This is a genomic window from Pseudomonas sp. P5_B3, from assembly GCF_056400405.1.
The window spans coordinates 73,046-99,446 of record NZ_JBFULI010000004.1; the positions used below are offsets into that span (position 1 = coordinate 73,046).

At 59.3% G+C, this 26,401-nt stretch carries 24 protein-coding genes; 23 read left to right on the forward strand and 1 reads right to left on the reverse strand.

Features of this window, described 5'->3' with window-relative positions:
• Positions 1-13 precede the first annotated feature (13 nt).
• From AC1DRN_RS04190 to ureC, 22 genes are all read left to right on the forward strand, one after another.
• Complete coding sequence (locus AC1DRN_RS04190) at positions 14-316, forward strand: type II toxin-antitoxin system RelE/ParE family toxin (RefSeq protein ID WP_223462755.1); 303 nt, start codon at positions 14-16, stop codon at positions 314-316.
• A gap of 3 nt (positions 317-319) precedes the next feature.
• A complete protein-coding gene (locus AC1DRN_RS04195) occupies positions 320-610 on the forward strand; it encodes an addiction module antidote protein (RefSeq protein ID WP_007994260.1) in 291 nt (96 codons plus the stop codon).
• A gap of 99 nt (positions 611-709) precedes the next feature.
• Positions 710-1,108 carry a DUF2946 domain-containing protein gene (locus tag AC1DRN_RS04200; RefSeq protein ID WP_223462754.1) on the forward strand — a complete coding sequence of 133 codons (399 nt, stop codon included), beginning with the start codon at positions 710-712 and terminating at the stop codon, positions 1,106-1,108.
• A 47-nt stretch (positions 1,109-1,155) separates the two neighbouring features.
• Complete coding sequence (locus tag AC1DRN_RS04205; protein WP_223462753.1) at positions 1,156-1,635, forward strand: copper chaperone PCu(A)C; 480 nt, start codon at positions 1,156-1,158, stop codon at positions 1,633-1,635.
• Between the two features lie 21 nt (positions 1,636-1,656).
• Complete coding sequence (locus AC1DRN_RS04210) at positions 1,657-2,100, forward strand: DUF2946 domain-containing protein (protein ID WP_457266116.1); 444 nt, start codon at positions 1,657-1,659, stop codon at positions 2,098-2,100.
• Positions 2,101-2,207: 107 nt separating this feature from the next.
• Positions 2,208-4,325, forward strand: coding sequence for a TonB-dependent copper receptor (locus tag AC1DRN_RS04215; RefSeq protein ID WP_223463613.1), 2,118 nt, complete (start codon positions 2,208-2,210; stop codon positions 4,323-4,325).
• 110 nt (positions 4,326-4,435) lie between these two features.
• A complete protein-coding gene (locus AC1DRN_RS04220; protein WP_223463614.1) occupies positions 4,436-5,815 on the forward strand; it encodes a PepSY-associated TM helix domain-containing protein in 1,380 nt (459 codons plus the stop codon).
• Between the two features lie 156 nt (positions 5,816-5,971).
• The gene (locus AC1DRN_RS04225; RefSeq protein WP_223463615.1) at positions 5,972-6,760 is read left to right on the forward strand and encodes an ABC transporter ATP-binding protein; all 789 of its coding nucleotides are present in this window, start codon (positions 5,972-5,974) and stop codon (positions 6,758-6,760) included.
• Positions 6,757-7,716 (forward strand): ABC transporter substrate-binding protein, encoded by a 960-nt coding sequence (locus AC1DRN_RS04230; RefSeq protein ID WP_223463616.1) that lies wholly within the window; start codon positions 6,757-6,759, stop codon positions 7,714-7,716. Before AC1DRN_RS04225 ends, AC1DRN_RS04230 begins: the two co-directional genes overlap by 4 nt.
• Positions 7,713-8,723 (forward strand): FecCD family ABC transporter permease, encoded by a 1,011-nt coding sequence (locus AC1DRN_RS04235; RefSeq protein WP_223463617.1) that lies wholly within the window; start codon positions 7,713-7,715, stop codon positions 8,721-8,723. The genes AC1DRN_RS04230 and AC1DRN_RS04235 overlap by 4 nt, the downstream gene beginning before the upstream one ends.
• A 197-nt stretch (positions 8,724-8,920) precedes the next feature.
• Complete coding sequence (locus tag AC1DRN_RS04240) at positions 8,921-9,343, forward strand: hypothetical protein (protein WP_223463618.1); 423 nt, start codon at positions 8,921-8,923, stop codon at positions 9,341-9,343.
• 338 nt (positions 9,344-9,681) lie between these two features.
• Positions 9,682-10,947, forward strand: a complete 1,266-nt coding sequence (gene urtA, locus AC1DRN_RS04245; RefSeq protein ID WP_007996683.1) for an urea ABC transporter substrate-binding protein — start codon at positions 9,682-9,684, stop codon at positions 10,945-10,947.
• Between the two features lie 163 nt (positions 10,948-11,110).
• Positions 11,111-12,613 (forward strand): urea ABC transporter permease subunit UrtB, encoded by a 1,503-nt coding sequence (gene urtB, locus AC1DRN_RS04250; RefSeq protein ID WP_223463619.1) that lies wholly within the window; start codon positions 11,111-11,113, stop codon positions 12,611-12,613.
• On the forward strand, positions 12,613-13,692 hold the full coding sequence (gene urtC / locus AC1DRN_RS04255; protein WP_223463620.1) for an urea ABC transporter permease subunit UrtC: 1,080 nt from the start codon (positions 12,613-12,615) through the stop codon (positions 13,690-13,692). Before urtB ends, urtC begins: the two co-directional genes overlap by 1 nt.
• The gene (gene urtD, locus AC1DRN_RS04260; RefSeq protein WP_223463621.1) at positions 13,689-14,558 is read left to right on the forward strand and encodes an urea ABC transporter ATP-binding protein UrtD; all 870 of its coding nucleotides are present in this window, start codon (positions 13,689-13,691) and stop codon (positions 14,556-14,558) included. Before urtC ends, urtD begins: the two co-directional genes overlap by 4 nt.
• A gap of 139 nt (positions 14,559-14,697) precedes the next feature.
• Positions 14,698-15,396: an urea ABC transporter ATP-binding subunit UrtE gene (urtE, locus tag AC1DRN_RS04265; RefSeq protein ID WP_223463622.1), complete on the forward strand. Its 699-nt coding sequence runs from the start codon at positions 14,698-14,700 to the stop codon at positions 15,394-15,396.
• A 30-nt stretch (positions 15,397-15,426) separates the two neighbouring features.
• On the forward strand, positions 15,427-16,266 hold the full coding sequence (locus tag AC1DRN_RS04270; protein ID WP_223463623.1) for an urease accessory protein UreD: 840 nt from the start codon (positions 15,427-15,429) through the stop codon (positions 16,264-16,266).
• 154 nt (positions 16,267-16,420) lie between these two features.
• Positions 16,421-16,723, forward strand: coding sequence for an urease subunit gamma (locus AC1DRN_RS04275; RefSeq protein ID WP_007999380.1), 303 nt, complete (start codon positions 16,421-16,423; stop codon positions 16,721-16,723).
• A gap of 9 nt (positions 16,724-16,732) precedes the next feature.
• On the forward strand, positions 16,733-17,266 hold the full coding sequence (locus tag AC1DRN_RS04280; RefSeq protein ID WP_223463624.1) for a GNAT family N-acetyltransferase: 534 nt from the start codon (positions 16,733-16,735) through the stop codon (positions 17,264-17,266).
• A 6-nt stretch (positions 17,267-17,272) separates the two neighbouring features.
• Entirely contained in the window at positions 17,273-17,806 is a 534-nt protein-coding gene (locus AC1DRN_RS04285; RefSeq protein WP_223463625.1) for a GNAT family N-acetyltransferase, read from the forward strand.
• A complete protein-coding gene (locus AC1DRN_RS04290) occupies positions 17,806-18,111 on the forward strand; it encodes an urease subunit beta (protein WP_477786636.1) in 306 nt (101 codons plus the stop codon). The genes AC1DRN_RS04285 and AC1DRN_RS04290 overlap by 1 nt, the downstream gene beginning before the upstream one ends.
• A gap of 139 nt (positions 18,112-18,250) precedes the next feature.
• Positions 18,251-19,951, forward strand: a complete 1,701-nt coding sequence (ureC, locus tag AC1DRN_RS04295) for an urease subunit alpha (RefSeq protein ID WP_223463627.1) — start codon at positions 18,251-18,253, stop codon at positions 19,949-19,951.
• 60 nt (positions 19,952-20,011) lie between these two features.
• On the opposite strand, the gene AC1DRN_RS04300 is transcribed toward ureC, so the two are convergent.
• Positions 20,012-25,051: an NEL-type E3 ubiquitin ligase domain-containing protein gene (locus AC1DRN_RS04300; RefSeq protein ID WP_477786637.1), complete on the reverse strand. Its 5,040-nt coding sequence runs from the start codon at positions 25,049-25,051 to the stop codon at positions 20,012-20,014.
• 395 nt (positions 25,052-25,446) lie between these two features.
• Here AC1DRN_RS04300 and AC1DRN_RS04305 point away from each other — a divergent pair, with 395 nt between their 5' ends.
• On the forward strand, positions 25,447-26,382 hold the full coding sequence (locus AC1DRN_RS04305; RefSeq protein ID WP_223463629.1) for an RHS repeat-associated core domain-containing protein: 936 nt from the start codon (positions 25,447-25,449) through the stop codon (positions 26,380-26,382).
• Positions 26,383-26,401 lie beyond the last annotated feature (19 nt).

A 26,401-nucleotide genomic window follows, 5' to 3' on the forward strand; every position in this document is an offset into this window, starting at 1 on the left:
AATACGATTCAACATGATCGAATTTGAGCGATCCCAAGTATTTGCTGACTGGCTCAACTCGCTGAGGGACACCATCGGCAAAGCTCGAATAATTGCCAGACTCCGGGCAGCCGAGTATGGAAATTTTGGTGATTGTGAACCTGTAGGTGCTGCGGTTTATGAGATGCGCGTTCACTACGGCCCGGGCTACAGGATGTACTTCACTCGCAGAGATGAGGTGATTTACTTGCTGTTGATCGGGGGTGACAAGTCGACTCAAAAACGAGATATCAAACGTGCTATTCAAATGGCACACAATATCGGTAATGAGGAGTAAATCATGGCCGAACAATTTACCCGTTTTGATGCCGTCGAGTTTCTCAAAACTCCGGAGGAAATGGCGGCTTATCTGGATGCCTGCTTTGAAGAAGATGCCGGAGACGGCGTGCTGATACGTGCAGCGCTCAACGATATCGCCCGAGCAAAGGGCATGACACAAATCGCCCGTGATGCCGGTCTGGGGCGCGAGAGTCTTTACAAAGCGCTGAGCAGTAGTGGCAATCCGGAATTCGCGACTATCATGAAAGTTATGAAAGCCTTGGGTCTGCGCTTGCATGCCATCGCTGTCTGATTACGCTGCGACACCAAACCGCACGCCGCCTTTTTACTTATCGGCCCTGATCAGGCTAAATAGCCCGCGCCTGATCACCTACCCAAACGGATTTGTCCCATGTCCCGACAACGGCTCGCAATTGCCTGGATAGCCTGCTTCGCAGTGCTGTTCAACATGCTCGCCATGCCGATGTCCGGAGCGATGGCGCAAACGACGAAGTCACCTGCCGAACAGTTGTTGTGGGGCAGTTTCTGCAGTTCCAGCGGCACCAGGATGGTGGCGATTTCCATCGGGGACCTTGAACAGAAAGCCCCGCAAAGCGACGATCATTCCAACATGCAGCATTGCTGGTGCTGCTCCGGTTCTGCGCCATTGGTGGCGTTGCCGGGGCATTCGCCACAGCTGTATTTCGCCCGCTTCGAGTCCAACCGAAGCGTGCCTGCCACCTCCCTCGAAAGCCCGTCACCGCGCCAGCAATGGCCGAGCCTCAACCCCCGCGCGTCCCCTCTGGTGTGATTTTTTCTCGCAATTGACTGCGTTTTAAATCGTTCCGGAGAACTGTCATGTTGAACAAACTCATCGTTCTGGCCGCGTTGCTGCTGCCTGCCTGCTTTGCCAATGCCCACGAATACAAAGTCGGCGAACTGGAAATCGCGCATCCGTGGTCCCAGGAGTTGCCACCCAATGCGCCGACCGTTGCGGCGTATTTCGTGATCAACAACGAAGGCAAGACCGCCGACCGCCTGCTCAGCGTCGACACCCCCATTGCCGGCGAAGCGCAATTGCATGAGCACGTGATGCAAGGCGACATGATGAAAATGCAGCACGTACCGAGCGTGGAAGTGCCCGCCGGAGGCGAGGTTACTTTCGCGCCGATGGCCTATCACGTGATGTTGCTGGACCTCAAGGACCGCAGCCTGCTGGTTGACGGCAAGCGTTTCCCCATGACGTTGCACTTCGAGAAGTCCGGTGACGTGACGGTCGAAGTTGCGGTGCAGAAGCAGGCGCCGGACGCCATGCAAGCGCACGTGCACAAGCCGTAATCACCTGAACTGAAAACGCCCATGCGCCCGCTTAGCGCCAGGTCATCCAGGTCACGCGATCAGGCATTGAGCCTGACACGCGGCAGCTGGATCAGCCTGTTCGCCATGCTGATGATCTTTATCGGCCCGCTGATCTCTCAGTCGATGCCGATGGATTCGCGCGCCATGTCGATGACCATGCCTGTAGGTATGAGCATGGACATGTCGGCGATGGAGCATGCCGACCATGCCACGCAAGCCACCGCCGAGCATTGCCCGCCTGCCCCGGGGCACCATGTGCTGTGGGAAAAGTGCGGCTATTGCAGCCTGCTGTTCAATTGCCCGGCGCTGACCGGTGGCGTGTCTTTCGCCAACTTCGTCATCCCGCCCGTCAACACCTTCACCCCCCCCTCCCCACGTCTGGGCCATGCCCGGCAAACCTTCTTCCCCGGCGCCCGCCCCCGCGCCCCGCCCGTCGTCGCGTAATCACTCACTTCTGATTTCACACGGTCCGCAAGACAGCCACGCTCATTCCCACAGGGATTGTGCAGGCTGCCGGCCGTGTCGTTTACGACTGTTCGATGGAAATTGTCATGTCCAGGTTTTCTGCTGTCCCGTGCTTGAGTCCTGCCCAAACCTCTTATGCCCTGAACGAATCCGCCGTTCGTTTCAGGCACGCCACCGCGATCCTGTGCGGTGCCTTGCTGGCGCCTTCTGCGCTTGCCGATGAGCATGCCGGTCACAGTGAAGAACTGAGCCCGACAGTGATTACCGCCGTTGCCCCCAGTTCACCTTTGACCATCGTCACCAACCCCAAGGACCCGCGCCAACCGGTGCCGGCCAGCGACGGTGCCGATTACCTGAAAACCATCCCCGGCTTCGCCATGGTGCGCAATGGCGGCACCAATGGTGATCCGGTGCTGCGCGGCATGTTCGGCTCGCGGCTGAACATTCTCACCAACGGCGGCATGATGCTCGGCGCCTGCCCTGGCCGGATGGACGCTCCAACTTCCTACATTTCGCCGGAAACCTACGACAAGCTCACCGTGATCAAAGGCCCGCAAACCGTGCTGTGGGGACCGGGTTCTTCGGCCGGGACCATCCTGTTCGACCGCGAGCCGGAGCACTTCGGCGAACTCGGCACACGGGTCAACGCCAGCGTACTGGCTGGCTCCTACGGTCGCTTCGACAAACTGGTGGACGCTGCCGCCGGTGGCCAGTCGGGTTACGTGCGGGTCATCGGCAACACCGCGCACTCCGACGACTACCAGGATGGCAACAACGACACCGTGCCGTCGCGCTATGAAAAATGGAACGGCGACGTGGCCGTCGGCTGGACGCCGAATGCCGACACCTTGCTGGAGCTGACCGCCGGCCGTGGCGATGGTGAAGCCCGGTACGCCGGGCGCGGCATGGACGGTTCGCAGTTCCTGCGCGAGAGCCTCGGCCTGCGCTTCGAGCAGTCCAACATCGGCGACGTACTGGATAATATCGAGGCGCAGGTCTACTACAACTACGCCGACCACGTGATGGACAACTACACCCTGCGCACGCCGTCCGGCAGCGGGATGATGGCCGGGCCCATGGCCTCCAACGTCGACCGCCGCACCCTCGGCGCCCGGGTCAAGGCCACCTGGCGCTGGGCCGATGTGCAACTGATCAGCGGCATCGACGCGCAGACCAACGAACATCGCCAGCGCAGCGCCATGGGTGTCGACGCCTACAAGGACCTGCCGTACACCAAGGATGCCGACTTCCATAACTACGGTGTGTTCGGTGAAATGACCTGGTACGCCGCCGACCGTGACCGCCTGATCAGCGGCGCACGCCTGGACCGCGCCTCGGCCAAGGATTATCGGAAGACCATCGGCTCGGGCACGATGACCCGCCCGAATCCGACCGCCGACGATACCCGCGCCGACACCCTGCCCAGCGGTTTCATCCGCTACGAGCACGACCTGGCCGACAGCCCGACCACCTTGTATGCCGGCCTCGGTCACACCCAGCGATTCCCGGATTACTGGGAGCTGTTTTCACCCAAGTCCGGCCCCGCCGGTTCGGTCAATGCTTTCGATTCGATCAAACCGGAAAAAACCACCCAGCTCGATTTCGGCCTGCAATACAAGACCGAAGACCTCGAAGCATGGGCCTCGGCTTACGTCGGGCAGGTGCGCGATTACATCCTGTTCAACTACACCCCGACAATGATGGGTACGACCTCGCAAGCCGAAAACATCGACGCGCGAATCATGGGCGGTGAACTGGGCGCCGCCTACAACTTCACCGAGAACTGGAACGCCGACGCGACCCTGGCCTATGCCTGGGGCAAGAACAGCAGCAATGGCAGTGCATTGCCGCAGATGCCGCCGCTGGATGCCCGTTTCGGCCTGACCTACAGCGAAGATAACTGGAGCGCCGGCGCACTGTGGAGAGTGGTCGCCGCGCAAAACCGTATCGACCAGAACAAGGGCAACGTGGTCGGCAAGGACTTCGGCAAGACGCCGGGGTTCGGCGTGTTCTCTCTCAACGGTGCCTATCGGATCAACAGCAACTGGAAGGTCAGCAGCGGCGTCGACAACCTGTTCGGCAAGGCTTACGCCGAGCACTTGAACCTGGCCGGTAATGCCGGTTTCGGCTACCCGGCCAATGACCCGCAAGCCATCAAGGAACCGGGGCGCACGCTCTGGACCAAGGTGGACATGAGCTTCTGAGAACAGCCCAGGCAGGCCGCTCTTTTGTGGGAGCGAGCCTGCTCGCGATCGGTTGCGCAGCAACCGCAAAAACAAACAACTAAAAGATCCAGCCAAGCGGAGCACACGTGATGAAACAGCCCAAAGTGAATTTCTACAACCTGGCGTGGCGCTGGCATTTCTATGCCGGATTGTTCGTTGCGCCGTTCATGGTGATGCTGGCCTTGACCGGTACTATTTACCTGTTCAAACCGCAACTCGATTCACTGATGTACAGCAGCCTGCTCAATGTCCCGGCCGGTCATCACACCGTCCCGGCCGACGACCTGCTCAACCGGGTGAAAGCGGCGTACCCGCAAGGGACCGTCAAGCAATACCTGCCACCGGTCAATGCCGAGCGCAGCGCCCAGTTTGTCGTCCTCAATGGCGGCAACGAACTGAACGTTTTTGTCGATCCATACCACGGCGACATCCTCGGCGAGCAAGACGCCAAGAAGAACCTGCAAGCCATTGCCCGGTCGATTCACGGCGAGCTGATGATCGGCACCGTTGGCGATCGGCTGATCGAACTGGCCGCCGGTTGGGGCGTGGTGCTGGTGGTGTCCGGGATTTTCCTGTGGTGGCCGCGCGGTCAGGCAGCAGGCATCTTGTGGCCGCGCCTGAACAGTCGCGGTCGAATCTTGTGGCGTGACCTGCACGCGGTCACCGGGTTCTGGGGCGCGTCCCTGCTGCTGGTGATGCTGCTCAGCGGCATGACCTGGACCGGCTTCTGGGGCAAGCAGTACGCTGAAGTGTGGAACGTGTTCCCGGCGGCCATGTGGGATGACGTACCGAAGTCCGATGTCGAGGCGCGCAGCCTCAACACCGCCACCCGCCAGACCGTGCCGTGGGCCATGGAAAATACGCCGATGCCAATGTCCGGCGATCATGCCGAGCACATGGCCCACGACGGCGCAGCGGCCGGTCCGGCATCGCCGACCATACGCCTGCAGGACGTACAAAACATCGCCAGAGAGCGCAAGGTCGAAGCGGGTTACAGCATCACCCTGCCGACCACCGCGACTGGCGTGTTCACCATCGCCGTGTTCGCCGACGACCCACGCAATGACGCCACCCTGCACATCGATCAGTACACCGGCAAGGTCCTGGCCGATGTACGTTTCGAGCAGTACGGTACCGTCGCCCGCGCCACGGAAATCGGCGTGATGCTGCACGAAGGCAAGATGTTCGGCACGTTCAACCAGATCATCGTGTTGCTGATCTGCCTGATGATTTTGCTCAGCGCGGTCAGTGGCGTGGTGATCTGGTGGAAGCGTCGCCCCCAAGGAAAACTCGGCGTGCCGCCACTTCGTCACGACCTGCCGAAATGGAAAACTGCGACGGTGATCATGTTCGCCCTGGCGGTGGCCTTCCCGTTGGTGGGCGCGTCGCTGGTGGTGGTGTGGGTGCTGGATCGTGTGCTGCTGTCGCGTTTCACCCGGCAAACTGAATCGGCCTCATCTTCATCTTGAAACAGGCGAGATGCGCGGGGCGAAAGGCACTGTAAACTCCCCGCGAATCATCTCAGCCCCATCGCGAGCAAGCYCGCTCCCACAGGGATTGCGTAAAACCTGTGGGAGCGRGCTTGCTCGCGATGGGGCCCTTGGCATCACCTCAAGAGCCACTGCATGACCTCGCTGAACCTCACAAACCTCACCTGGTCCCCACTGGGTCACGGCCATTGCCACCACCAGTTCCAGCTGCGTGACGCCTCGCTACACGTGGCCGCCGGTGAGTTCGTCGGGCTGATCGGCCCCAACGGCAGTGGCAAGACCAGCCTGTTGCGGTGTGCCTGGCGCTTCAGCAAACCGGAGCACGGCGAGGTCAGGCTCGATCATCAGAATGTCTGGAAGCAATCCTCGCGCTGGTGCGCACAACGCATCGCCGTGGTGTTGCAGGAGTTCCCTGACGCCTTCGGACTGACCGTCGAGGAAGTGGTCGCCATGGGTCGCACGCCACACAAAGGTTTGTTCGATGGCGACACGCTTGAAGACTCGAACCTCATCAATAAGGCCCTGGAGTCCGTCGGTCTCAATGGCTTCGAAAACCACGGCTTCGCCACCCTCTCCGGTGGTGAAAAACAGCGGGTCATCCTCGCCCGCGCCCTGGCCCAGCAACCACAGTTGCTGATCCTCGACGAGCCGACCAACCACCTCGACCCGCATTATCAGCTTGAGCTTTTAAGGTTGGTCAAGCGCTTGAACATCGGCACCCTGGCGAGCATCCACGACCTCAATCTGGCGGCGGCTTTTTGTGATCGGCTGTACGTGATCAACCATGGTCGTATCGTCGCCAGCGGCACACCGAAAGAAGTCCTGACGGCTGCGCTGCTGCGCAATGTGTTCGGCGTCGAAGCCCTGATCGATGAGCATCCACTGCACGGCTACCCACGAATCACCTGGATAACCCAACCATGACTTTGCGTTCCCTGCTGCGCTGCGGCCTCTCTCTCGTGATGCTGCTGGGCAGCGTCCAGGCGTTGGCCGAAGCCACCCGTTACCCGCTGACAATCAAAAGCTGCAACCGCGAGGTGACCTTCAGGCAGGCGCCGCAACACGCCCTCAGCCACGACATCAACATGACCCAGATGATGCTCGCCCTCGGCCTCAAGCCACGGATGGCCGGTTACAGCGGTATCAGTGGCTGGAAGGCCGTGACGCCGGAGATGCAGGGCACTCTCGAAGGCCTGCCGGAGCTGGCGGCCAAGTACCCGTCGGTGGAAACCCTGCTCAATGCCAACGTCGATTTCTTCTTCGCCGGCTGGGACTACGGCATGCGTATCGGCGGCGACCTCACGCCACAAACCCTGCAACCGCTGGGCATCAATGTGTATGAGCTGAGCGAATCCTGCGCCTTCGTAATGAAGCGCCCACCGGCCAGCCTCGAAGACACCTACAACGACCTGCGCAACCTCGGCAGAATCTTCGACGTGCAGGACCGCGCCAATGCCCTGATCGCCAGCATGCAGGCGCAAGTGGTGGATATACGCAAAGACCTGCCCGCAGAGAAACCGCGGGTTTTCCTGTACGACAGCGGCGAAGACCGGGCCATGACCTCAGGGCGACTGGGCATGCCGCAAGCGCTGATCGACGCCGCTGGCGGACGCAATATTCTGGAAGATGTCGACGCGAGCTGGACCCGGGTCAACTGGGAGAGCGTGGTCGATCACAATCCACAGGTGATCGTGATCGTCGACTACAGCGAAATCACCGCCGAACAGAAGATTCAATTCCTGCTGGGCAACAAGGCCCTGCAATCGGTGGATGCGATCAAGCACCAGCGCTTCATCGTCATCCCTTACGTGCAGGCCACGCCGGGGATCGATAACGTGCTGGCGGTCGCCACCCTGGCCAAGGGTTTCCACGGCGAATGATCAACCGTCGCTACGCTCTGTTGCTGATCGCCCTTGGTGCGCTGTTGCTGGTGTCGTGCGTGGTGTCCCTGGGTTTCGGCCCGGCGCGGGTGCCGCAGGATGTGGTGTGGCGCATCCTGTTGCACAAGCTGTTCGGTTTCGGTGTGCCGGACTGGAGCCCCGGACAGGAACATATCGTCTGGCTGATCCGCGTCCCGCGCATGCTGCTCGGCGCGCTAGTGGGCGCCGGGCTGGCATTGATCGGCGCGGTGCTGCAAGCGGTCACGCGCAACCCGTTGGCTGACCCGCATTTACTCGGCGTCACGTCCGGCGCGACCTTGGGCGCGGTGATCGTGGTGCTGCATGTCGGTGAGATCGTTGGCCTGTTGACCTTGCCCATCGCCGCGTTCATTGGTGCATTGCTGAGCATGCTGGTGGTGCTGATGATCGCCAGCCGCCACGGTCGCCTCGACAGTGATCGTTTGTTGTTATGCGGTGTGGCGGTGTCGTTCGTGATGATGGCGATTGCCAATTTGCTGCTGTTCCTGGGCGACCATCGTGCCAGTTCGGCGGTGATGTTCTGGATGCTCGGCGGGCTCGGGTTGGCACGCTGGGAGCTGCTGGCGGTGCCGACAGCCTGTGTGTTGCTCGGGCTGATTTTGCTGCTGGGCATGGCGCGACCGCTGAATGCGCTGATGGCCGGCGAACAGACGGCGGTGACCCTGGGCCTGAATGCTCGCACCGTGCGCCTGCGGGTGTTTTTGATTGCCTCATTGATGACCGGGGTGCTGGTGTCGATCAGCGGCTCGATCGGTTTTGTCGGGCTGATGGTGCCGCACATTGCGCGGCGTCTGGTCGGCGCTGAACACCGAAGATTGCTGCCGGTGTGCGTATTGCTCGGCAGCGTGTTTCTGGTCTGGGTCGACGTCGCCGCCCGGACACTGATCGCCCCCGAAGACTTGCCCATCGGCGTTGCCACTGCGGCGATTGGCGGGTTGTTCTTCATCGGCTTGATGCGACGTCGTTAACGTCATCTTTAATTAAAAAGTTTCAAAATTGCATTTACGCCTGGAAAAACCTCGTATTGAGTTAACGCTTAACAAGTTCACCATCATGTTCATACTCCGCTCTCGCGAGTTCAACTGTAAAACGCTCGCGTACTTCAACGACGATTATTCCTACAAATCAATCGCCACAACTCCTACAAGAGCGAAAAGAGGTAAACATGTTCAAGAAGCTCATCGCATCCATCGCACTTGTTTCAGCCCCCGCATGGGCAGTGCAGCCCCCCTTTACTGGCGTTGACTACAGTGGCCGGTATCAATGTACCGGAATGGACAGCCATATCGGTGCATTTGAAGGTGTTGTCGACATGAAGCTCAATATCGAACAAAGTACCGGCGAACACGGTGCCTACGGCTTTACGCTAACGTTGCTCGACAACTCCCGGTATGACGGATTTGCTGCCGCCAATTTGAGTTCTCTGGCGATTTACTTTGCCCATACGGATCCGTCACTCAAGGATTACGGCGTCGGGATTGCGAAAATTGCTACAACCCCTGACGGGAAAACTTCATTCACCAAGTACTACTACGGCCCGGAGTACGAAGGTGGCGGACATGGTTTTGAAACCTGCATTAAAAGCTGACATTCGTCGTTCACAAAGCTGATACCCATTGTTGAATCCTGTGGGAGCGAGCCTGCTCGCGATAGCGCTGGGTCAGACAACATCGGCATTAACTGAAATACCGCCATCGCGAGCAGGCTCGCTCCCACAATTGATCGATGCTACCCGCCCCAATCTGGCGCACCTCTTCGCACCAACGCGCCAGACACGATCCTTCATGGTGCGCCACCAAACCCTTCAATCGCTCTAAAACGACATTTCCCTGCCTTTTGCCGACCGGGCACAGCCCTTGCAAAACACACCTTCAGTAGTCCGCATCTGCCAACCAAGAAAACTCATAAGTTCATGGAGATCGCACAATGAAGCGTCGCAGTTTGATCAAGGCTTTCACACTCTCGGCAAGCATCGCCGCGATGGGCATGACCTGGACTGTCCAGGCCGCCGAGACCATCAAGGTCGGTATTCTGCATTCGTTGTCCGGCACCATGGCGATCTCCGAAACCTCGCTTAAAGACATGGCGTTGATGACCATCGATGAAATCAACGCCAAGGGCGGCGTGAACGGCAAGATGCTGGAACCGGTAGTCGTCGACCCAGCATCGAACTGGCCGCTATTTGCCGAAAAGGGCCGGCAGTTGCTGACTCAGGACAAGGTAGCGGTGGTGTTCGGTTGCTGGACTTCCGTGTCGCGCAAATCGGTACTGCCAGTGTTCGAAGAACTCAACGGCTTGCTGTTCTACCCGGTGCAATATGAAGGCGAAGAAATGTCGCCGAACGTGTTCTACACCGGCGCCGCGCCGAACCAGCAAGCGATCCCTGCCGTTGAATACCTGATGAGCGAGGAAGGCGGCAGCGCCAAGCGCTACTTCCTGCTCGGCACCGACTACGTCTACCCGCGCACCACCAACAAGATCCTGCGTTCGTTCCTGCACTCCAAGGGCGTGGCCGACAAAGACATCGAAGAGGTCTACACCCCGTTCGGTCATAGCGATTACCAGACCATCGTCGCCAACATCAAAAAATTCTCGGCGGGCGGCAAGACAGCGGTTATCTCCACCGTCAACGGCGACTCCAACGTGCCGTTCTATAAAGAACTGGCCAACCAGGGCCTGAAAGCCACCGACGTTCCGGTCGTGGCGTTTTCGGTCGGCGAAGAAGAACTGCGCGGCATCGACACCAAGCCACTGGTGGGTAACCTGGCGGCGTGGAACTACTTCGAATCGGTCGAGAACCCGGTGAACAAGAAGTTCGTCGATGACTGGAAAGCCTACGCGAAGAAACACAACCTGCCGGGCGCCGACAAGGCGGTGACCAACGACCCGATGGAGGCCACTTATGTCGGCATCCACATGTGGGCGCAAGCGGCGGAAAAAGCCAAGTCCACCGACGTCGACAAAGTCCGCGAAGCCTTGGCCGGCCAGACCTTTGCCGCGCCGTCCGGTTACACCCTGACCATGGACAAGACCAACCACCACCTGCACAAGCCGGTGATGATCGGCGAGATCCAGTCTGACGGTCAGTTCAACGTGGTGTGGCAGACCGAAGGGCCGATCCGCGCCCAGCCGTGGAGCCCATTCATCCCGGGCAACGACAAGAAGCCGGAGTATGCGGTGAAGAGCAACTGAGCCACTGGGTGTCGGCGCCAGGCACGAAGCCTGAGGCCGACACAAATCCCTGTGGGAGCGAGCTTGCTCGCGATGACGGCGGTACATTCAACATCACTGTGACTGTACGACCACTATCGCGAGCAAGCTCGCTCCCACAATGTCCGCGTCAAGGCGACTATTTATGCCCACCGCCCTTTATCGCTTCATCTTGACCATTGCAATGCTGTTGCCGATGGCCACCCACGCCGGTGACGCCGAAGACTTCGTCGCCGCCAATCCCGTGCAGCAGGCCAAGTTGCTGGAAACCTGGGCCGCGCAGCCCGATCCTGCCCGTATCGAGTTGATCAACGCCCTGCAACAAGGCGAGTTGACCCTCGACGGCCAACCGAAAACCCTGCGCCTGAACAACCGCCTGCGGGGTCTGATCGATACGGCCCTGGCCAGTCACCAGTTGCTCGCCGCCGACGCCAAACTCCGTCTGGCCGCCGCGCAGCAATTGCAGAAAAGCGCCAAACCGGCGCAGTTGAAATTCCTTGATCAGCAACTCGCTGGCGAACAAGACGAAGGCGTTTACGCAGCATTGGGCCTCGCCCTGGCCAACCTGCAACTGGTGGATGCCGACCCGGCCGTGCGCCTCGCCGCTGTGCGTCTGCTCGGCGAAACCGGCGACCCGCTGGCCCGCACACGCCTCGAAAACCTGCTGGAGCCGGGCGTTGAAACCGACGCGAATGTGCATACCGCCGCTGAAACCAGCCTCGCTCAAGTCAAACGCAAACTGCTGGTCGGCGAGATGCTCGGCCAGGCATTCAGCGGTATGTCGCTTGGCTCGATTCTGCTGCTCGCCGCCCTGGGACTTGCGATCACTTTCGGCCTGCTCGGCGTGATCAACATGGCCCACGGCGAGATGCTGATGCTCGGCGCCTACTCGACCTATGTGGTGCAACTGATGTTCCAGCGCTTCGCCCCGCAGGCCATCGAGTTCTATCCGCTGATCGCGCTGCCCGTGGCGTTTTTCGTCACCGCGGCCATCGGCATGGCACTGGAGCGCACGGTGATTCGCCACCTCTACGGCCGTCCGCTGGAAACCCTCCTCGCCACCTGGGGCATCAGCCTCATGCTGATTCAACTGGTTCGCCTGGTGTTCGGTGCGCAGAACGTCGAAGTGGCCAACCCGGCCTGGCTGTCGGGCGGCATTCAAGTGCTGCCGAACCTGGTGCTGCCGTACAACCGCATTGTCATCATTGCCTTTGCGCTGTTTGTGGTGGTGCTGACGTGGTTGCTGCTGAACAAGACGCGCCTGGGTCTCAACGTGCGGGCAGTCACCCAGAACCGCAACATGGCCGCCTGCTGCGGCGTACCCACCGGGCGCGTGGACATGCTCGCCTTCGGCCTCGGCTCGGGCATCGCCGGCCTCGGTGGCGTGGCCCTGAGCCAGATCGGCAACGTCGGCCCGGACCTCGGCCAGAGCTACATCATCGACTCGTTCCTGGTGGTGGTGCTCGGCGGTGTCGGTCAGTTGGCCGGTAGCGTGCTGGCGGCGTTCGGCCTGGGGATCGCCAACAAGATTCTCGAACCGCAGATCGGTGCCGTGCTCGGCAAGATTCTCATCCTCGCGTTGATCATTCTGTTCATCCAGAAACGTCCGCAAGGTCTCTTCGCACTCAAAGGACGGGTGATCGACTGATGAACCAGCCCCTGCTCGTTACCGCGACCAAAAAAGCCGGCCCTAAAGTCTCGATTGCCGTCGGTGCAGTGATCCTCGTTCTGCTGTTGGCGCTACCGCTACTGTCGTTGTTACCGGTCGACAGCACACTGCATGTTTCAGCCTATACGCTGACGCTGGTGGGCAAGATTCTTTGCTACGCCATCGTCGCACTGGCGCTCGATCTGGTCTGGGGCTACGCCGGCCTGCTGTCCCTCGGCCACGGCCTGTTCTTCGCCCTCGGTGGTTATGCCATGGGCATGTACCTGATGCGCCAGGCCTCGGGTGATGGCTTGCCGGCGTTCATGACGTTCCTGTCGTGGACCGAAATGCCGTGGTTCTGGACCGGCACCAGCAGTTTCCTCTGGACCCTGTGCCTGGTGGTATTGGCGCCGGGGTTTCTGGCGTTGGTGTTCGGTTTCTTCGCCTTCCGCTCACGGATCAAGGGCGTGTATTTCTCGATCATGACCCAGGCCCTGACCTTCGCCGGGATGCTGCTGTTTTTCCGCAACGAAACCGGCTTCGGCGGTAACAACGGCTTCACCAACTTCCGCACCATTCTTGGCTTTGGCATCACCGAACCAGGTACCCGCGCCGTACTGTTTTTCGCCACGGTGCTGTTGCTGGTGGCGAGCCTGTACATCGGCTGGCGCCTGGCGCAAAGCAAGTTCGGACGGGTGCTGACCGCGCTGCGCGATGCGGAAAACCGCCTGATGTTCTGCGGCTACGACCCACGCGGATTCAAGTTGTTCGTGTGGGTGTTGAGCGCGGTGTTGTGTGGTCTGGCCGGTGCGTTGTACGTGCCGCAAGTGGGGATCATCAACCCGAGTGAGATGTCGCCGACCAACTCCATCGAAGCGGCAGTCTGGGTAGCCCTCGGCGGGCGCGGCACGTTGATCGGTCCGTTGCTCGGCGCCGGTGTAGTCAACGGCATGAAGAGCTGGTTCACCGTGGCGTTCCCCGAGTACTGGCTGTTCTTCCTTGGCGCGTTGTTCATCGTCGTGACCCTGTACCTGCCCAAGGGCGTGATCGGTCTGTTGAAGAAAAGAGGTGAGCAATGAGAATCACTGCAACCGCTGAATTCATGCTCGAACCGGCGTTTTTTCCTGTGGAGCCCAACAAGGACGCCGGCAGCAGCCGCGATGCCATCGGCCTCGGCCAGCGTGTCGGCCCCGGCCTCAACACCCGTCACGGCACCATCCTGACCCTGGAAGACATCAGCGTCAGTTTCGACGGCTTCCGCGCGCTGAACAATCTGAACCTGTACATCGGGGTCGGCGAACTGCGCTGCATCATCGGCCCCAACGGCGCGGGCAAGACCACGCTGATGGACGTGATCACCGGCAAGACCCGCCCCAGCCAGGGCAAGGCCTGGTACGGCGAAACCCTGGACCTGACGCAAATGAGCGAAGTGCAGATCGCCCAGGCTGGTATCGGCCGCAAGTTCCAGAAGCCGACGGTGTTCGAAGCCCTGACGGTGTTCGAGAACCTGGAACTGGCGCAGAAAACCGACAAATCCGTTTGGGCCAGCCTGGGGGCGCGCTTGAACGGCGAGCAGAAAGACCGCATCGCCGAAGTGCTGGAGACCATTCGCCTGACCTCCTCGGTCAATCGCCCGGCGGGCCTGTTGTCCCACGGCCAGAAGCAATTCCTGGAGATCGGCATGTTGTTGATGCAGGACCCGCAATTGCTGTTGCTCGACGAACCGGTGGCGGGCATGACCGACGCTGAAACCGAGTTCACCGCCGAGCTGTTCAAGAGCCTGGCCGGCAAGCACTCGCTGATGGTAGTCGAACACGATATGGGCTTCGTCGGTTCGATTGCCGACCACGTCACCGTGTTGCACCAAGGCAGCGTGTTGGCAGAGGGATCGCTGGAGCAGGTGCAGGACAACGAGCGGGTGATCGAGGTGTATCTCGGTCGTTAGACCTGCAAATACATAACCTGTGGGAGCRGGCTTGCCCGCGATGACAGTGTGTCAGACAACAAAAATATTGGATGTGCCGCCCTCATCGCGGGCAAGCCYGCTCCCACAGGGTTCTGTGTAAAACAGAAGGAATTCGAACATGCTGCAAGTCGACAAGCTGCACCAGTACTACGGCGGAAGCCACATCCTGCGCGGCCTGACATTTGACGTGAAGGTCGGCGAAGTCACCTGCCTGCTCGGGCGTAACGGCGTAGGCAAGACCACCCTGCTCAAATGCCTGATGGGTTTGCTGCCGGCCAAGGAAGGCGCGGTGAACTGGGAAGGTAAACCGATCACTGCGTTCAAGCCGCACCAGCGTGTGCATGCCGGCATCGCTTACGTACCACAGGGCCGGGAAATCTTCGGCCGCCTGACCGTGGAAGAAAACCTGCTGATGGGGCTGTCGCGCTTTCCCGGCAGCGAAGCCAGGGAAGTCCCTGCCTTCATCTACGAACTGTTCCCGGTGCTGCTGCAAATGAAGCAACGGCGCGGCGGCGACCTGTCCGGTGGCCAGCAACAGCAACTGGCCATTGGCCGGGCGCTGGCCAGCCGCCCTCGTCTGCTGATCCTCGACGAGCCTACCGAAGGCATCCAGCCGTCGGTAATCAAGGAGATCGCTGCCGTGATCAAAAAACTCGCAGCCAGGGGCGACATGGCGATTCTGCTGGTGGAGCAGTTCTACGATTTCGCCGCCGAACTGGCTGACCAGTACCTGGTGATGTCCCGAGGCGAAATCGTGCAGCAAGGTCGCGGGGGAAATATGGAAGCCGAAGGTGTGCGCGGTCTGGTTACGATCTAATCTGTAGCGTCCTGACGATAATTAAAAATCATGAATTTACCTGCCCAAACAACGCTGTTCACCCCGAGCTGGTACGCCGAGCTGGAGCTGGGTTACGCCCGCTTCGGCGATAGCACACGTCCGGTCCAGCGCCGCCACTTGGGTCCGCTGCGGGTACAGAAACATCTGTATGCCGAAGGGCCTGAAGTCTGCCAACACATCATCGTCCATCCGCCAGGCGGGATTGCCGGCGGTGACCGGCTGGATATTTCAGCCCGCGTCGAGCGCGATGCCTGGGCACAGATCACCAGCCCCGGCGCGGCCAAGTGGTATCGCGCCGCCGGCCCCGCCTATCAGCAGCTGAAGTTGAAGGTGGCAGCCGGTGCGACACTGGAATGGCTGCCCCAGGAGACGATCATTTTCAGCGCGGCCCAGGCTGAACTCAGCACCTGCATCGACCTTGAAGACGATGCACGGCTGTTCTATTGGGACGTCGTGGCGCTGGGCCGGCCGGCCAGCGGCGAGCGCTTCGACCTTGGGCACTTCCAGGCACATCTGGATATCCGCCGCGACGGCCAGTTGCTCTGGCATGAACGCCAGCGCATTGTCGGGGCGGACGGTTTGCTGGATTCGCCCATCGGGCTGGATGGGCGACCGGTATTTGCGACCTTGTTGGTGACGGGTGAGATCGACAGCGAACTGCTGGAGACCTGCCGTTCGCTGCCCAACGATGTGCGCGGGGATTTGACCCAATTGCCGGGGTTGCTGGTTGCCCGATGCCTGGCCAGTGAGGCGCTGTTGGCGCGGGGGTGGTTGATTGAATTGTGGCGATTGCTCAGGCCGGCGTTGCTCGGTCGCGAGGCCGTGCCACCCCGAATATGGAACACCTGACACCGATTCCTGTAGGAGCTGGCTTGCCAGCGAAGCTTTTGGCGTCGGCAAGTACGCCTTCGCTGCGATGCGGCGACCCGACAAGCCAGCTCCTAGAGGGGGTCGGCCTGACAAATTCAAGACCTTTTCAACTGCCGAATATGGACTCTCAACGATGGACCTGACCCCACGCGAAAAAGACAAGCTGCTGATCTTCACCGCCGGCCTGGTGGCCGAGCGGCGTTTGGCTCGCGGCGTGAAACTCAATTACCCGGAAGCCATGGCCTACATTTCCGCCGCATTGCTCGAAGGCGCCCGCGACGGGCAGACCGTGGCCGATCTGATGCACTTGGGCACCACCCTGCTGACCCGCGAACAAGTGATGGAAGGCATCCCGGAAATGATCCCGGAAATCCAGGTCGAGGCCACCTTCCCCGACGGCACCAAACTGGTCACCGTCCACCAACCCATCGCCTGAGGCCGCGCCATGACTTACCACATCCGCGATGCCGTGCATGCCGACCTGCCAGCCCTCCGCGACATCTACAACGACGCGGTGCTCAACACTACGGCGATCTGGAACGAGCAGGCGGTCGACCTCGGCAATCGCCAGGCCTGGTTCAGCGCCCGGCAATCCCAGGCTTATCCGATTCTGGTGATTGTCGATGCCGACAACTCGGTGCTCGGCTACGCCTCGTTCGGCGACTGGCGACCCTTCGACGGTTTCCGCCACACCGTCGAGCACTCGGTCTATGTACGCAGCGACCAGCGCGGCAACGGCCTCGGCCCACAACTGATGCAAGCGCTGATCGAGCGCGCCAAAGGCTGCGGCAAGCACGTGATGGTCGCCGCCATCGAAAGCGGTAACGCCGCCTCCATCCGCCTGCATGAGCGCATCGGTTTTATCACCACCGGGCAAATGCCGCAGGTCGGCACCAAGTTCGGTCGCTGGCTGGACCTGACTTTCATGCAATTGACCCTCAATCCCGGCGCGCAACCACCCGCAGCCAACAAGGAGTGATCGCCCATGAACCCCGCCCAACTGCGACGCGTCAACGTTGAAAGCTTTGCGCATTACCGCCAGGGCCTGATCGACCTGCTGCTCGATGCCGTCGGCTATGGCGCCAGTGTCGGCTTCATGGCTGACCTCAATGCTACCCAGGCCCACGCGTATTTCGATGAGGTCCAGGACAACCTGAACAAGGGCAGTGTGTTGCTGTGGGTGGTGGTCAAGGACGAGCAGGTGCAGGCCAGTGTGCAGCTGGGTCTGTGCCAGAAGGCCAACGGCCTGAACCGTGCCGAAGTGCAGAAGTTGTTGGTGCGCGAACACGCCCGGCGTCGCGGTCTGGGCCAGCAACTGATGAGCGCTCTGGAGGCCGCCGCCCTGCAGCATAAGCGCGGCATGCTTTACCTCGACACCGAGGCCGGTTCACCCGCTGAAGACTTCTACAAATCGCTCGGCTACACCCGCGCCGGCGAAATTCCCGACTACGCCTGCGACCCGAGCGGCCGCTACAAGCCGACCGCCCTCTACTACAAGATTCTCCAAGGAGCCCATTGATGATTCCCGGTGAATACCAGATCCAGCCCGGCGACATCGAACTCAACGCCKGCCGGCGCACGATCAGTCTGAAAGTGGCCAACAGTGGTGATCGGCCGATCCAGGTCGGCTCGCATTACCATTTTCTCGAAACCAACGACGCCCTGACCTTCGACCGCGCCGCCAGTCGCGGCATGCGCCTGAATATTCCTGCAGGCACCGCGGTGCGCTTCGAACCGGGGCAGAGCCGCGAGGTCGAGCTGGTCGACCTGGCCGGGCATCGCCGGGTGTTCGGCTTTGCCGGCAGGATCATGGGTGACCTGTAAGTAATTCGGTGTCCGCTCAGCCCCCTTCGCGAGCAGGCTCGCTCCTACATGAGACCGCGATCAAATGTAGGAGCGAGCCTGCTCGCGATAGCGAGTAATGCGAGCGATCTCAAAATCAATTGAATTCCAAGGCGAACGAATGAAGATTTCCCGTCAAGCCTACGCCGACATGTTCGGCCCCACCGTCGGTGACAAGGTCCGTCTGGCCGATACCGAGCTGTGGATCGAAGTGGAACAGGACTTCACCACCTACGGCGAAGAAGTGAAGTTCGGTGGCGGCAAAGTCATCCGCGACGGCCAGGGTCAGAGCCAGTTGCTGGCCGCCGAGGTCGTCGATACCCTGATCACCAACGCGCTGATCATCGATCACTGGGGCATCGTCAAGGCCGACGTCGGCCTCAAGGACGGACGCATCGCTGGTATCGGCAAGGCGGGCAATCCGGATGTGCAGCCGAACGTGACCATCGCCATCGGTGCCAGCACCGAAGTGATCGCCGGCGAAGGCATGATCCTCACCGCCGGCGGCATCGACACGCACATCCACTTCATCTGCCCGCAGCAGATCGAAGAAGCGCTGATGAGCGGCGTGACCACCATGATCGGTGGCGGCACCGGTCCCGCCACCGGCACCAATGCCACCACTTGCACTTCCGGGCCGTGGCATCTGGCGCGCATGCTCCAGGCCGCCGACGCCTTTCCAATGAACATTGGTCTCACCGGCAAAGGCAACGCCAGCCTGCCCGAACCCTTGATCGAACAGGTCAAGGCCGGCGCCATCGGCCTCAAGCTCCACGAAGACTGGGGCACCACGCCGGCGAGCATCGACAATTGCCTGAACGTGGCCGACCAGTACGACGTGCAGGTCGCCATTCACACCGACACCCTGAACGAATCCGGTTTCGTCGAAACCACCCTCGCCGCTTTCAAGGGCCGTACCATCCACACCTACCACACCGAAGGTGCCGGTGGCGGTCATGCGCCGGACATCATCAAGGCCTGCGGTTTTGCCAATGTACTGCCGAGTTCCACCAACCCGACCCGGCCGTTCACCCGCAACACCATCGACGAACACCTCGACATGCTGATGGTCTGTCATCACCTCGACCCCAGCATTGCCGAAGACGTGGCCTTCGCCGAAAGCCGCATCCGCCGCGAGACAATTGCCGCCGAAGACATCCTCCACGACCTCGGCGCGTTCTCGATGATCAGCTCCGACAGCCAGGCCATGGGCCGCGTCGGCGAAGTCATCACCCGCACCTGGCAGACCGCCGACAAGATGAAAAAACAGCGCGGCGCGCTGCCGGGCGACGGTGCAGGCAACGACAACTTCCGCGCCAAACGCTACATCGCCAAATACACCATCAACCCGGCGATCACCCATGGCATCAGCCATGAAGTGGGTTCGGTGGAAGTCGGTAAATGGGCGGACCTGGTACTGTGGCGCCCGGCATTTTTCGGTGTGAAGCCGACGCTGATTCTCAAGGGCGGTGCCATTGCGGCCAGCCTGATGGGCGATGCAAACGCGTCAATTCCCACGCCACAACCGGTGCATTACCGTCCGATGTTCGCCAGCTACGGCGGCTCCTTGCATGCTACCAGCCTGACCTTTATCAGCCAGGCGGCGCAGGAGGCAGGCTTGCCGGAAGCCTTGGGCCTGAAGAAGAAAATCGCCGTGGTCAAAGGTTGTCGGGACGTGCAGAAAACCGACCTGATTCATAACGACTACCTGCCGACTATCGACGTCGACCCGCAGACCTATCAGGTGAAAGCCGACGGCGTATTGTTGTGGTGCGAACCGGCCGACACCTTGCCCATGGCACAGCGTTATTTCCTGTTCTGACGGTCGCTCAAAAAGAAGCCCCGAAGGCGACATCGCATTCGGGGCTGGTCAAACCATCGATCAACTATCAGCCTGCACGGTGAACGGTATCTCCGTCCTTCGCAGCTTGGCACGCTCGATAGCTTGACTCGTCCAGGTTTTCTTCAGTTCCTTGATCGCGGTGAACTGGACCATCTCATCTTCGTTGCGCAGTTCGAGCTTTTTTCTGGCGATATCATCACGATAAGTGTTTTCCAGATAGTCGTCCCAGAAAGTCTGTTGGAGAATGGTTTCCTCGAGCAGGTCACCCTGTTCAAGCCCCAGTACGTGCAGACGAGCGGCCTCTATCATCTCGGACGTCACCCCGCTAATGGCCCGGAATAACATGCCACGCGATTGCCATGGCAGATCCAGTTTTTCCGCCAGCTCCGTCATATAGGCGAGCTGCACCTCCACTTCGTCGATCGTACCGGTAACGTCGCCATTGGCATCGACACGTCTGAATCGCTCTCCGCTCTCGTAACGTGCGGCAATTCGCCGGCGCGCAATAGCGCCCAGTTCATCCAGTCGAGACTTGCCCCTGGCCAACTCCACCAGTTCCGCCTCGATAAGGGCCGGGTTTTCCAGCGCGTAAGCCTCCTTGACCAGCACCTTGACCCCCAGTGCATTGAACAATTGGGTTGCCCCATCAGAACATTCGGTGACTACCACCGACTCGGAGAATGCCGTCTCGCGCAGTTCCGGATCATTGTGCATCGCCTCCAGCATTCGCCAGACCTTGGCTGTCAGTTCGCTGCGATAGGACGTCTCCGCCGTATTGAAGTCAGCCGATTGCGTCAGCCGTCGTATGACATCAAAGAACTTTTCGGAGCCCATCTCATCTTCGAGTTCATCCCAGATGATCAACCTTTCCCTGAACAATGAATCGGGCATGCCCTGCGCCCACTTAAGGCTGTCCAGCAACCCTCGAGGTGGATAAGGACGTTGCGGGTCCATGCCGACAGATTCCAGATAGTGTTTCAGCTTCTCCAGAACGCTCGGAGACACCCACTCAGGTTCACGACTGACGATGGTTCGGCCCAGCAACTCCGCACGGAACGACCCTGGTGCAATGTCTGGAATATGGGTCAATCGGTTGTACCTCAGATTCAGATAGATTTGACGTGGACGGGATTTGCCGAACAGTCCAATGGGCCATTGATCAATGCCGGTCCGCTCAAGATTGAGGACCGCCAGTCTTGACATCAGGCTGATGTCAGGCACGCGACCCAATGGATTGTTTGCCAACTGCAGAACCTCCAATTGAGTCAATCCTCTCAATCGCGCAACCGCCTGTTCGGTCAGCACGATTTGATTGTTCTCCAGCCCCAGTTGGGTCAAATGACGCAGATCACCAATGGCCGGCGGTAACCGGTTTAACAGGTTATCGCTCAGGTTGAGTGAGCGCAGCCCAGGGAATTTCTCGAGAAATGCTCCCTGGCTACTGAGCATATTGGTACTGCACATGCTCAAGCTGGTGACGTGATCAAAATTGGCGGTCAGTTCCGGAAAGCTCGCCAGGTGCCGGCCCATCGAGATGCCATTCAGATCAAGAGACTGCGCACCGATGATGCCCGGGGCGTCGATGCCTGCCGGCCCCGTCCTTTGCCAGCATTGCCTGATCGCCTTGTAGAGCGCGTTACGCGATTGCCATTCCGCCACCCCCAGCGGGCCGAAGCGGTTGTGCAATGTGGGAGAATTCATCCAGCGTTGCAGCGTGCTGTTGAGTTGATTGAACTCGGCTTCCAGGGCGCTGACACGCGCCTCGGCCGCTTCGGCCACTGGCCCCAGTACTCCGCCAACCTGTTCGTCGGAAAATCCTGGATAAAGGGATCTGACCCGCTGCCGCAACAACGGCTCGTCGGCGATTCCGTGATAACCCCCGCGACCGCTCAACGGGTAGCCGCGCCGACCGTCGGGCAACAGCGTCAGCGGCTTCAAGAACGGTTGACGTTGCGCCTGCATGTTCAGGACCGAGCGCAGTTCATCACGCGCCAGTGCATGTTGCTGGATCAGTGCCTCGAGATCCGCGCCCTGATTCACGTGAGGCAAACTCAGGGATCTGCGTTGAGCATCCGGCAAGGCATGCTGAAGGGCGGCATACAGGTCATCCCTTCCGTGTAAATGATTATCGCTGGCGTCGCGTGCTTCGTACTGCCCATCCCCGGTACGAACGAGCACTTTGCGCTCAAGGGCATCTTCGGGGCCGATGCTGGCTCGTATCGCTCCGGTGAAAGAGCCCTCCCGCACTTCGATGCGTAAATTGCCTGACTCGGCCAGTAGTTTTTTGAGTGTATGCAGGACCAGGCTTTCAGTGTCCGGTGCAGCCAGCGTCCCCAGGAAAAGCCCCTCATAAGCGCGTGACAAGCGCACCTCTTGCTGCGCCAGACGAGCTTTTTGCGCCAATCGCAACGGCAGACGCCGGGCGGTTTTCATCTGACGCAGCTCGTCGGGCGTTGCATCCTTCAACAGGTCCTTTGCGAGCCTGGTCGATAACGAGGAAAAGCTGCGCTGGACCAACTGAGTCCGCGGATTTCCCAGTTCCTCGCGTTCCTTGGACAAACTCTGGAATATCCGCGCTCTGGCCTTATCCGCATGGTCGGCCAGAAGCGCTTTCAACGTCTGGGCCTGCTGATCCGGCGCGACATGCTGGCCGACCAGATGCCTGGTTTGCTCCTCGCTGAGGAGGGACAGCACACGCTCCGGCAATTGGCCCGCCATCAGCTCGGCTCGGCTGACCGTGATCACGTCCGAAGCCGGTGCGGCGCTATCACCATACTGAACGGACTTACCGCTCAAATCAGCGCTTTCGAACGCCTCTATCGCTTTGGTACGAGGCCACCCTGGCAGCTCGACCATCAAGGAAGCAGCATAACCGCAAAGGTCACTCTGGAGCTGCCCGCTACGAATCTGGGCCCCCACTTCGCCGGCATCGGAATAGGCTTGAAACCGCGTGATGGTGTCGGCCAGCAGCGGCGGCGGCGGCTCAGACTCGACATGCATCCTGCGCAGCATCTCTTCTTGTGTGCCGCTGACCTTGAGCAGGTTTTCGCGCTCGTTTTCGGTGAAGGAGTCAACCGAGTGTCCCAGACGCCGTAACAAAGTTTGTTTCGACCACTCCAGCGGTGCCTCCACCTCATGATTCCACGCCCCGTTGCCATTATGGTTCAGTTCCGGTTGGTAGGCATCCGTACGTGTCGGATGCTGGATCCGGTATTCCACGGTGCCAGCTTGCTTTTTCAATGCGTAATGTTTGCCCTCCAGCGGCAAAATATCCTCACCGGCATGCCGATGCAGCCCCGACTCGTCGAGCCTGGCGTTTGCTGGCAACTTCACATTTCGCTCGTAGGGTTTGAGATCTGGCTTCCACAACCGCGTCTTGCCACTGGGCAAGGTGACCGACTTCAAGCCTTCGATGAAAGGCGAAACCGTGTAGTGAAAAACCGGCGCCAGTGCCGCCATCGTCGCCAGGTTTTCCAGCACATCGGTGATATGTGCCCAGCCCGCCTCCTTGTCGCCCTGGCTCAACTCGCGCGCGCCCTCGATCGTCTCGAACAACAACTGATCCGCAGTGATCAACAGCATGGCTGCGCCTACCGGCGGCACAAAGAACGCGGCGATACCGACGATAGACAGGCCGATATTCAAGTAATTGGCGAGCCGACGTTCACGGGTGATGGCATCCTCGGTGGCGGTGGAAACGGCGAGGACCTGCGCATCCTCTCGCAGATGCCGACGTTTCTGACGAAACATCTCGGTCCAGATGCCAGCCATGCCGACCCACTGAAAATTCAGAGATAGCTTGGCATGCAAATCGATATTCTCCACCGGGTCTCGTCGCCAGTGCCGATCCGCTACGGGGCCGACCAGTCTTGAAGCAGGGCTTACATACTTCAGATAACCACGTACCTGGTCTTTCCAGTACGTGCCGGACGGCGCGTCCAACACTTTCTCGGTAAAACGAAGAAAAAAATGGCCCCGGTCCTTTTCGCTGATGAACCGGCTGAAGAAGCGTTGATAGTCGGTGAGCGCGTCCTTCGCACTATCGATTCGACTTCCCGGAGGCCGGTACATCAGTTGATGGGTCAGTTGCTCTTCGAAGTCAGCGAATGAGGCGTATTTTTTTATCGAGTGCTCTGGATCGTCCGGAATGTAGGCAATGACATAGCTGCCATCGTAACGGTTGGCGTGGGTGGGAAAGAACACTGCGCATTCGGCTATTTCGTAACCCATCAGACTAAGCGGGCTGTAGCTGATGGGGCGTCGGCTGTCTTTATCCTTTACGACATCCTGTTCATTGATCAGTGCGACTATCAACTCGTGATGCGCAAGTTCGATATCACCTTTGAGCAGGGCTGCATAGGCGGCGGCCTTCATGGCTGATTTTTTGCTGTCAATGAAAGCCAGGCTCAACGCCTGCTCATGCGCAGCTCCACCCTCGTAAAGAAACTTGTTTATGAATTTTTGGTACTGACCGCCGATATCGAGCTCGCGACATATCGCTACAAACTGCTGAATTTTCAGTGTGGAATCAATAACGTCGAAGCGTCCCTGCGTATCGGGCCCGGTAATGAACGAAGAGTCTTTGTCGAAGTAGCCTTCCTCAGCCTCGAACGTTTCGAAATTGTGCAACGCCGCCTGCAGCAATGAAAAGGTTCTACTGCGTACATCGCCGGTGCTCACACCCGTCGCAATACCAAAAAATTCATAATCTACCGGGTAATAGAGTCGCACCCAGGTTTTCTCGACATCCAGGTCAATATCCGCTTCGGCCAAAGCAGTGGTCAATAAAGGCTTGGCAAAGGTGGTGACACTGTCCACGGCGGCAAGTGTCTTGTCCCAGTTGTTCTGCGCATGACAGTCAATTTCCATCAACGCTTTCAGGGCACTGCGCTGATCCGTCGAACTATTTTCATACCAGAGTGGAACAGTGGGCTTGGTGTCTTTGAGCACCTTGCGCCGTAGCGGCGAGGCCTGAACAAGGCACTCGGGAATAGTGCTTTTTWTGAAGTCGAAGTGACGACCCTTTTCAAAATCAGCGGGTACATCAAGCGTGGTTTTTTCCATCAGAGAATCAGACATATCGCACATCCGTATGCAATCGATTGAACTTTCAATGTACTCATTGTCGATCTGGAATAACAAATCGAAAATCCACCGGACAATACCTGAACAAGCGGCCATAACCATTCAATTAACGGTATGAAGAAATAATTAAATAACACCTTATTCGCAGTAATACCGCTTCATCAGCACCTGCGGCAGCTCCTACAAGGGATCAATGCAGGCAGGATTATTCTACTAACCGTGGTTGCTCGAACGCTCGGTTCTCGGCCAGCAGTTGCCGGGCCTCTCCCGGCAGATCCAGCGCCAGGGAGGCACCTGACTATCAGTTCTGCTAGTTCCCAACACTCTGCAGCAGGATCAGACTGGGGGCGCTGATCACTATCAACGCTCTCACCAAGGAAGGCTCCGCCATGCCTCAGTTACCTGCTGATAATCCCGCGCCCTTACAACAGTCGTGCACTGTCCTGCTGGCTACCGACAACAAAAACTCGATACTCGCCGAAGTCGCGGGGGGTAAGCCTAATTCCATCGCTTATTCCGCCTACGGCCAGCAGTCCGCGCAGCAAGATGTAGAGACGAACCTGGGGTTTAACGGTGCATTGCGCGAGGCGCACTTGGGCTGGTATTTACTGGGTAACGGCTACCGTGCTTACAACCCGATATTGATGCGTTTTCATAGTCCGGACAGTTGGAGTCCGTTTGGGAAGGGTGGGTTGAATGCGTATATGTATTGCGTGGGGGATCCGGTAAATTTTTCGGATCCGACGGGGCATATGCCTAAGAATCTTTTTAGCTTTTTAAAAAAGAGCAAGGCTGTAAGCAAAGCCCCCAGTACGTCGAGCGTTGCTCAGCTAGTACCTCCCAAAACCCCAGTAACCACAAGGGCTCGAGCGCATTCAGAGGTCTCAGCCACTGCGTCTGCACCATCCGATCAGACCTTACGCCCCTTAACGGTCGATGAATGGATGAATAGGCAAAGCGCTGAAGCTGTGACACCTCTACGGGACTCGGGCACTGGTGAGCCCATCTTCGGAATTTTGCCTTTCGAGTCGCGACTACGGACTCGCTCTCCTCAGCCGCCCGTGCCTGAGGGGTTGATGTCTTATGATGAATTCTCTCAACAACATTACGCCTCAGGGCTCCAAAGCAACCGTTCGGAAATACGCCCATCAAATAGCACGACCCTTGTGCATGCTAAAGACGGTAACGTGCGAATCAGCTTGAATCGCCCAGGAGCTGCTGCTGATCAGGGCAGTAATACAAGCCCTGCAACGGATCCAAATAATGGTCTAATCAGACTCCGTTTGAACTCCCCACTGGAAGAGAATAGAAAGGTGAGAAAATAGTTCAGACCGGAACTCCCCA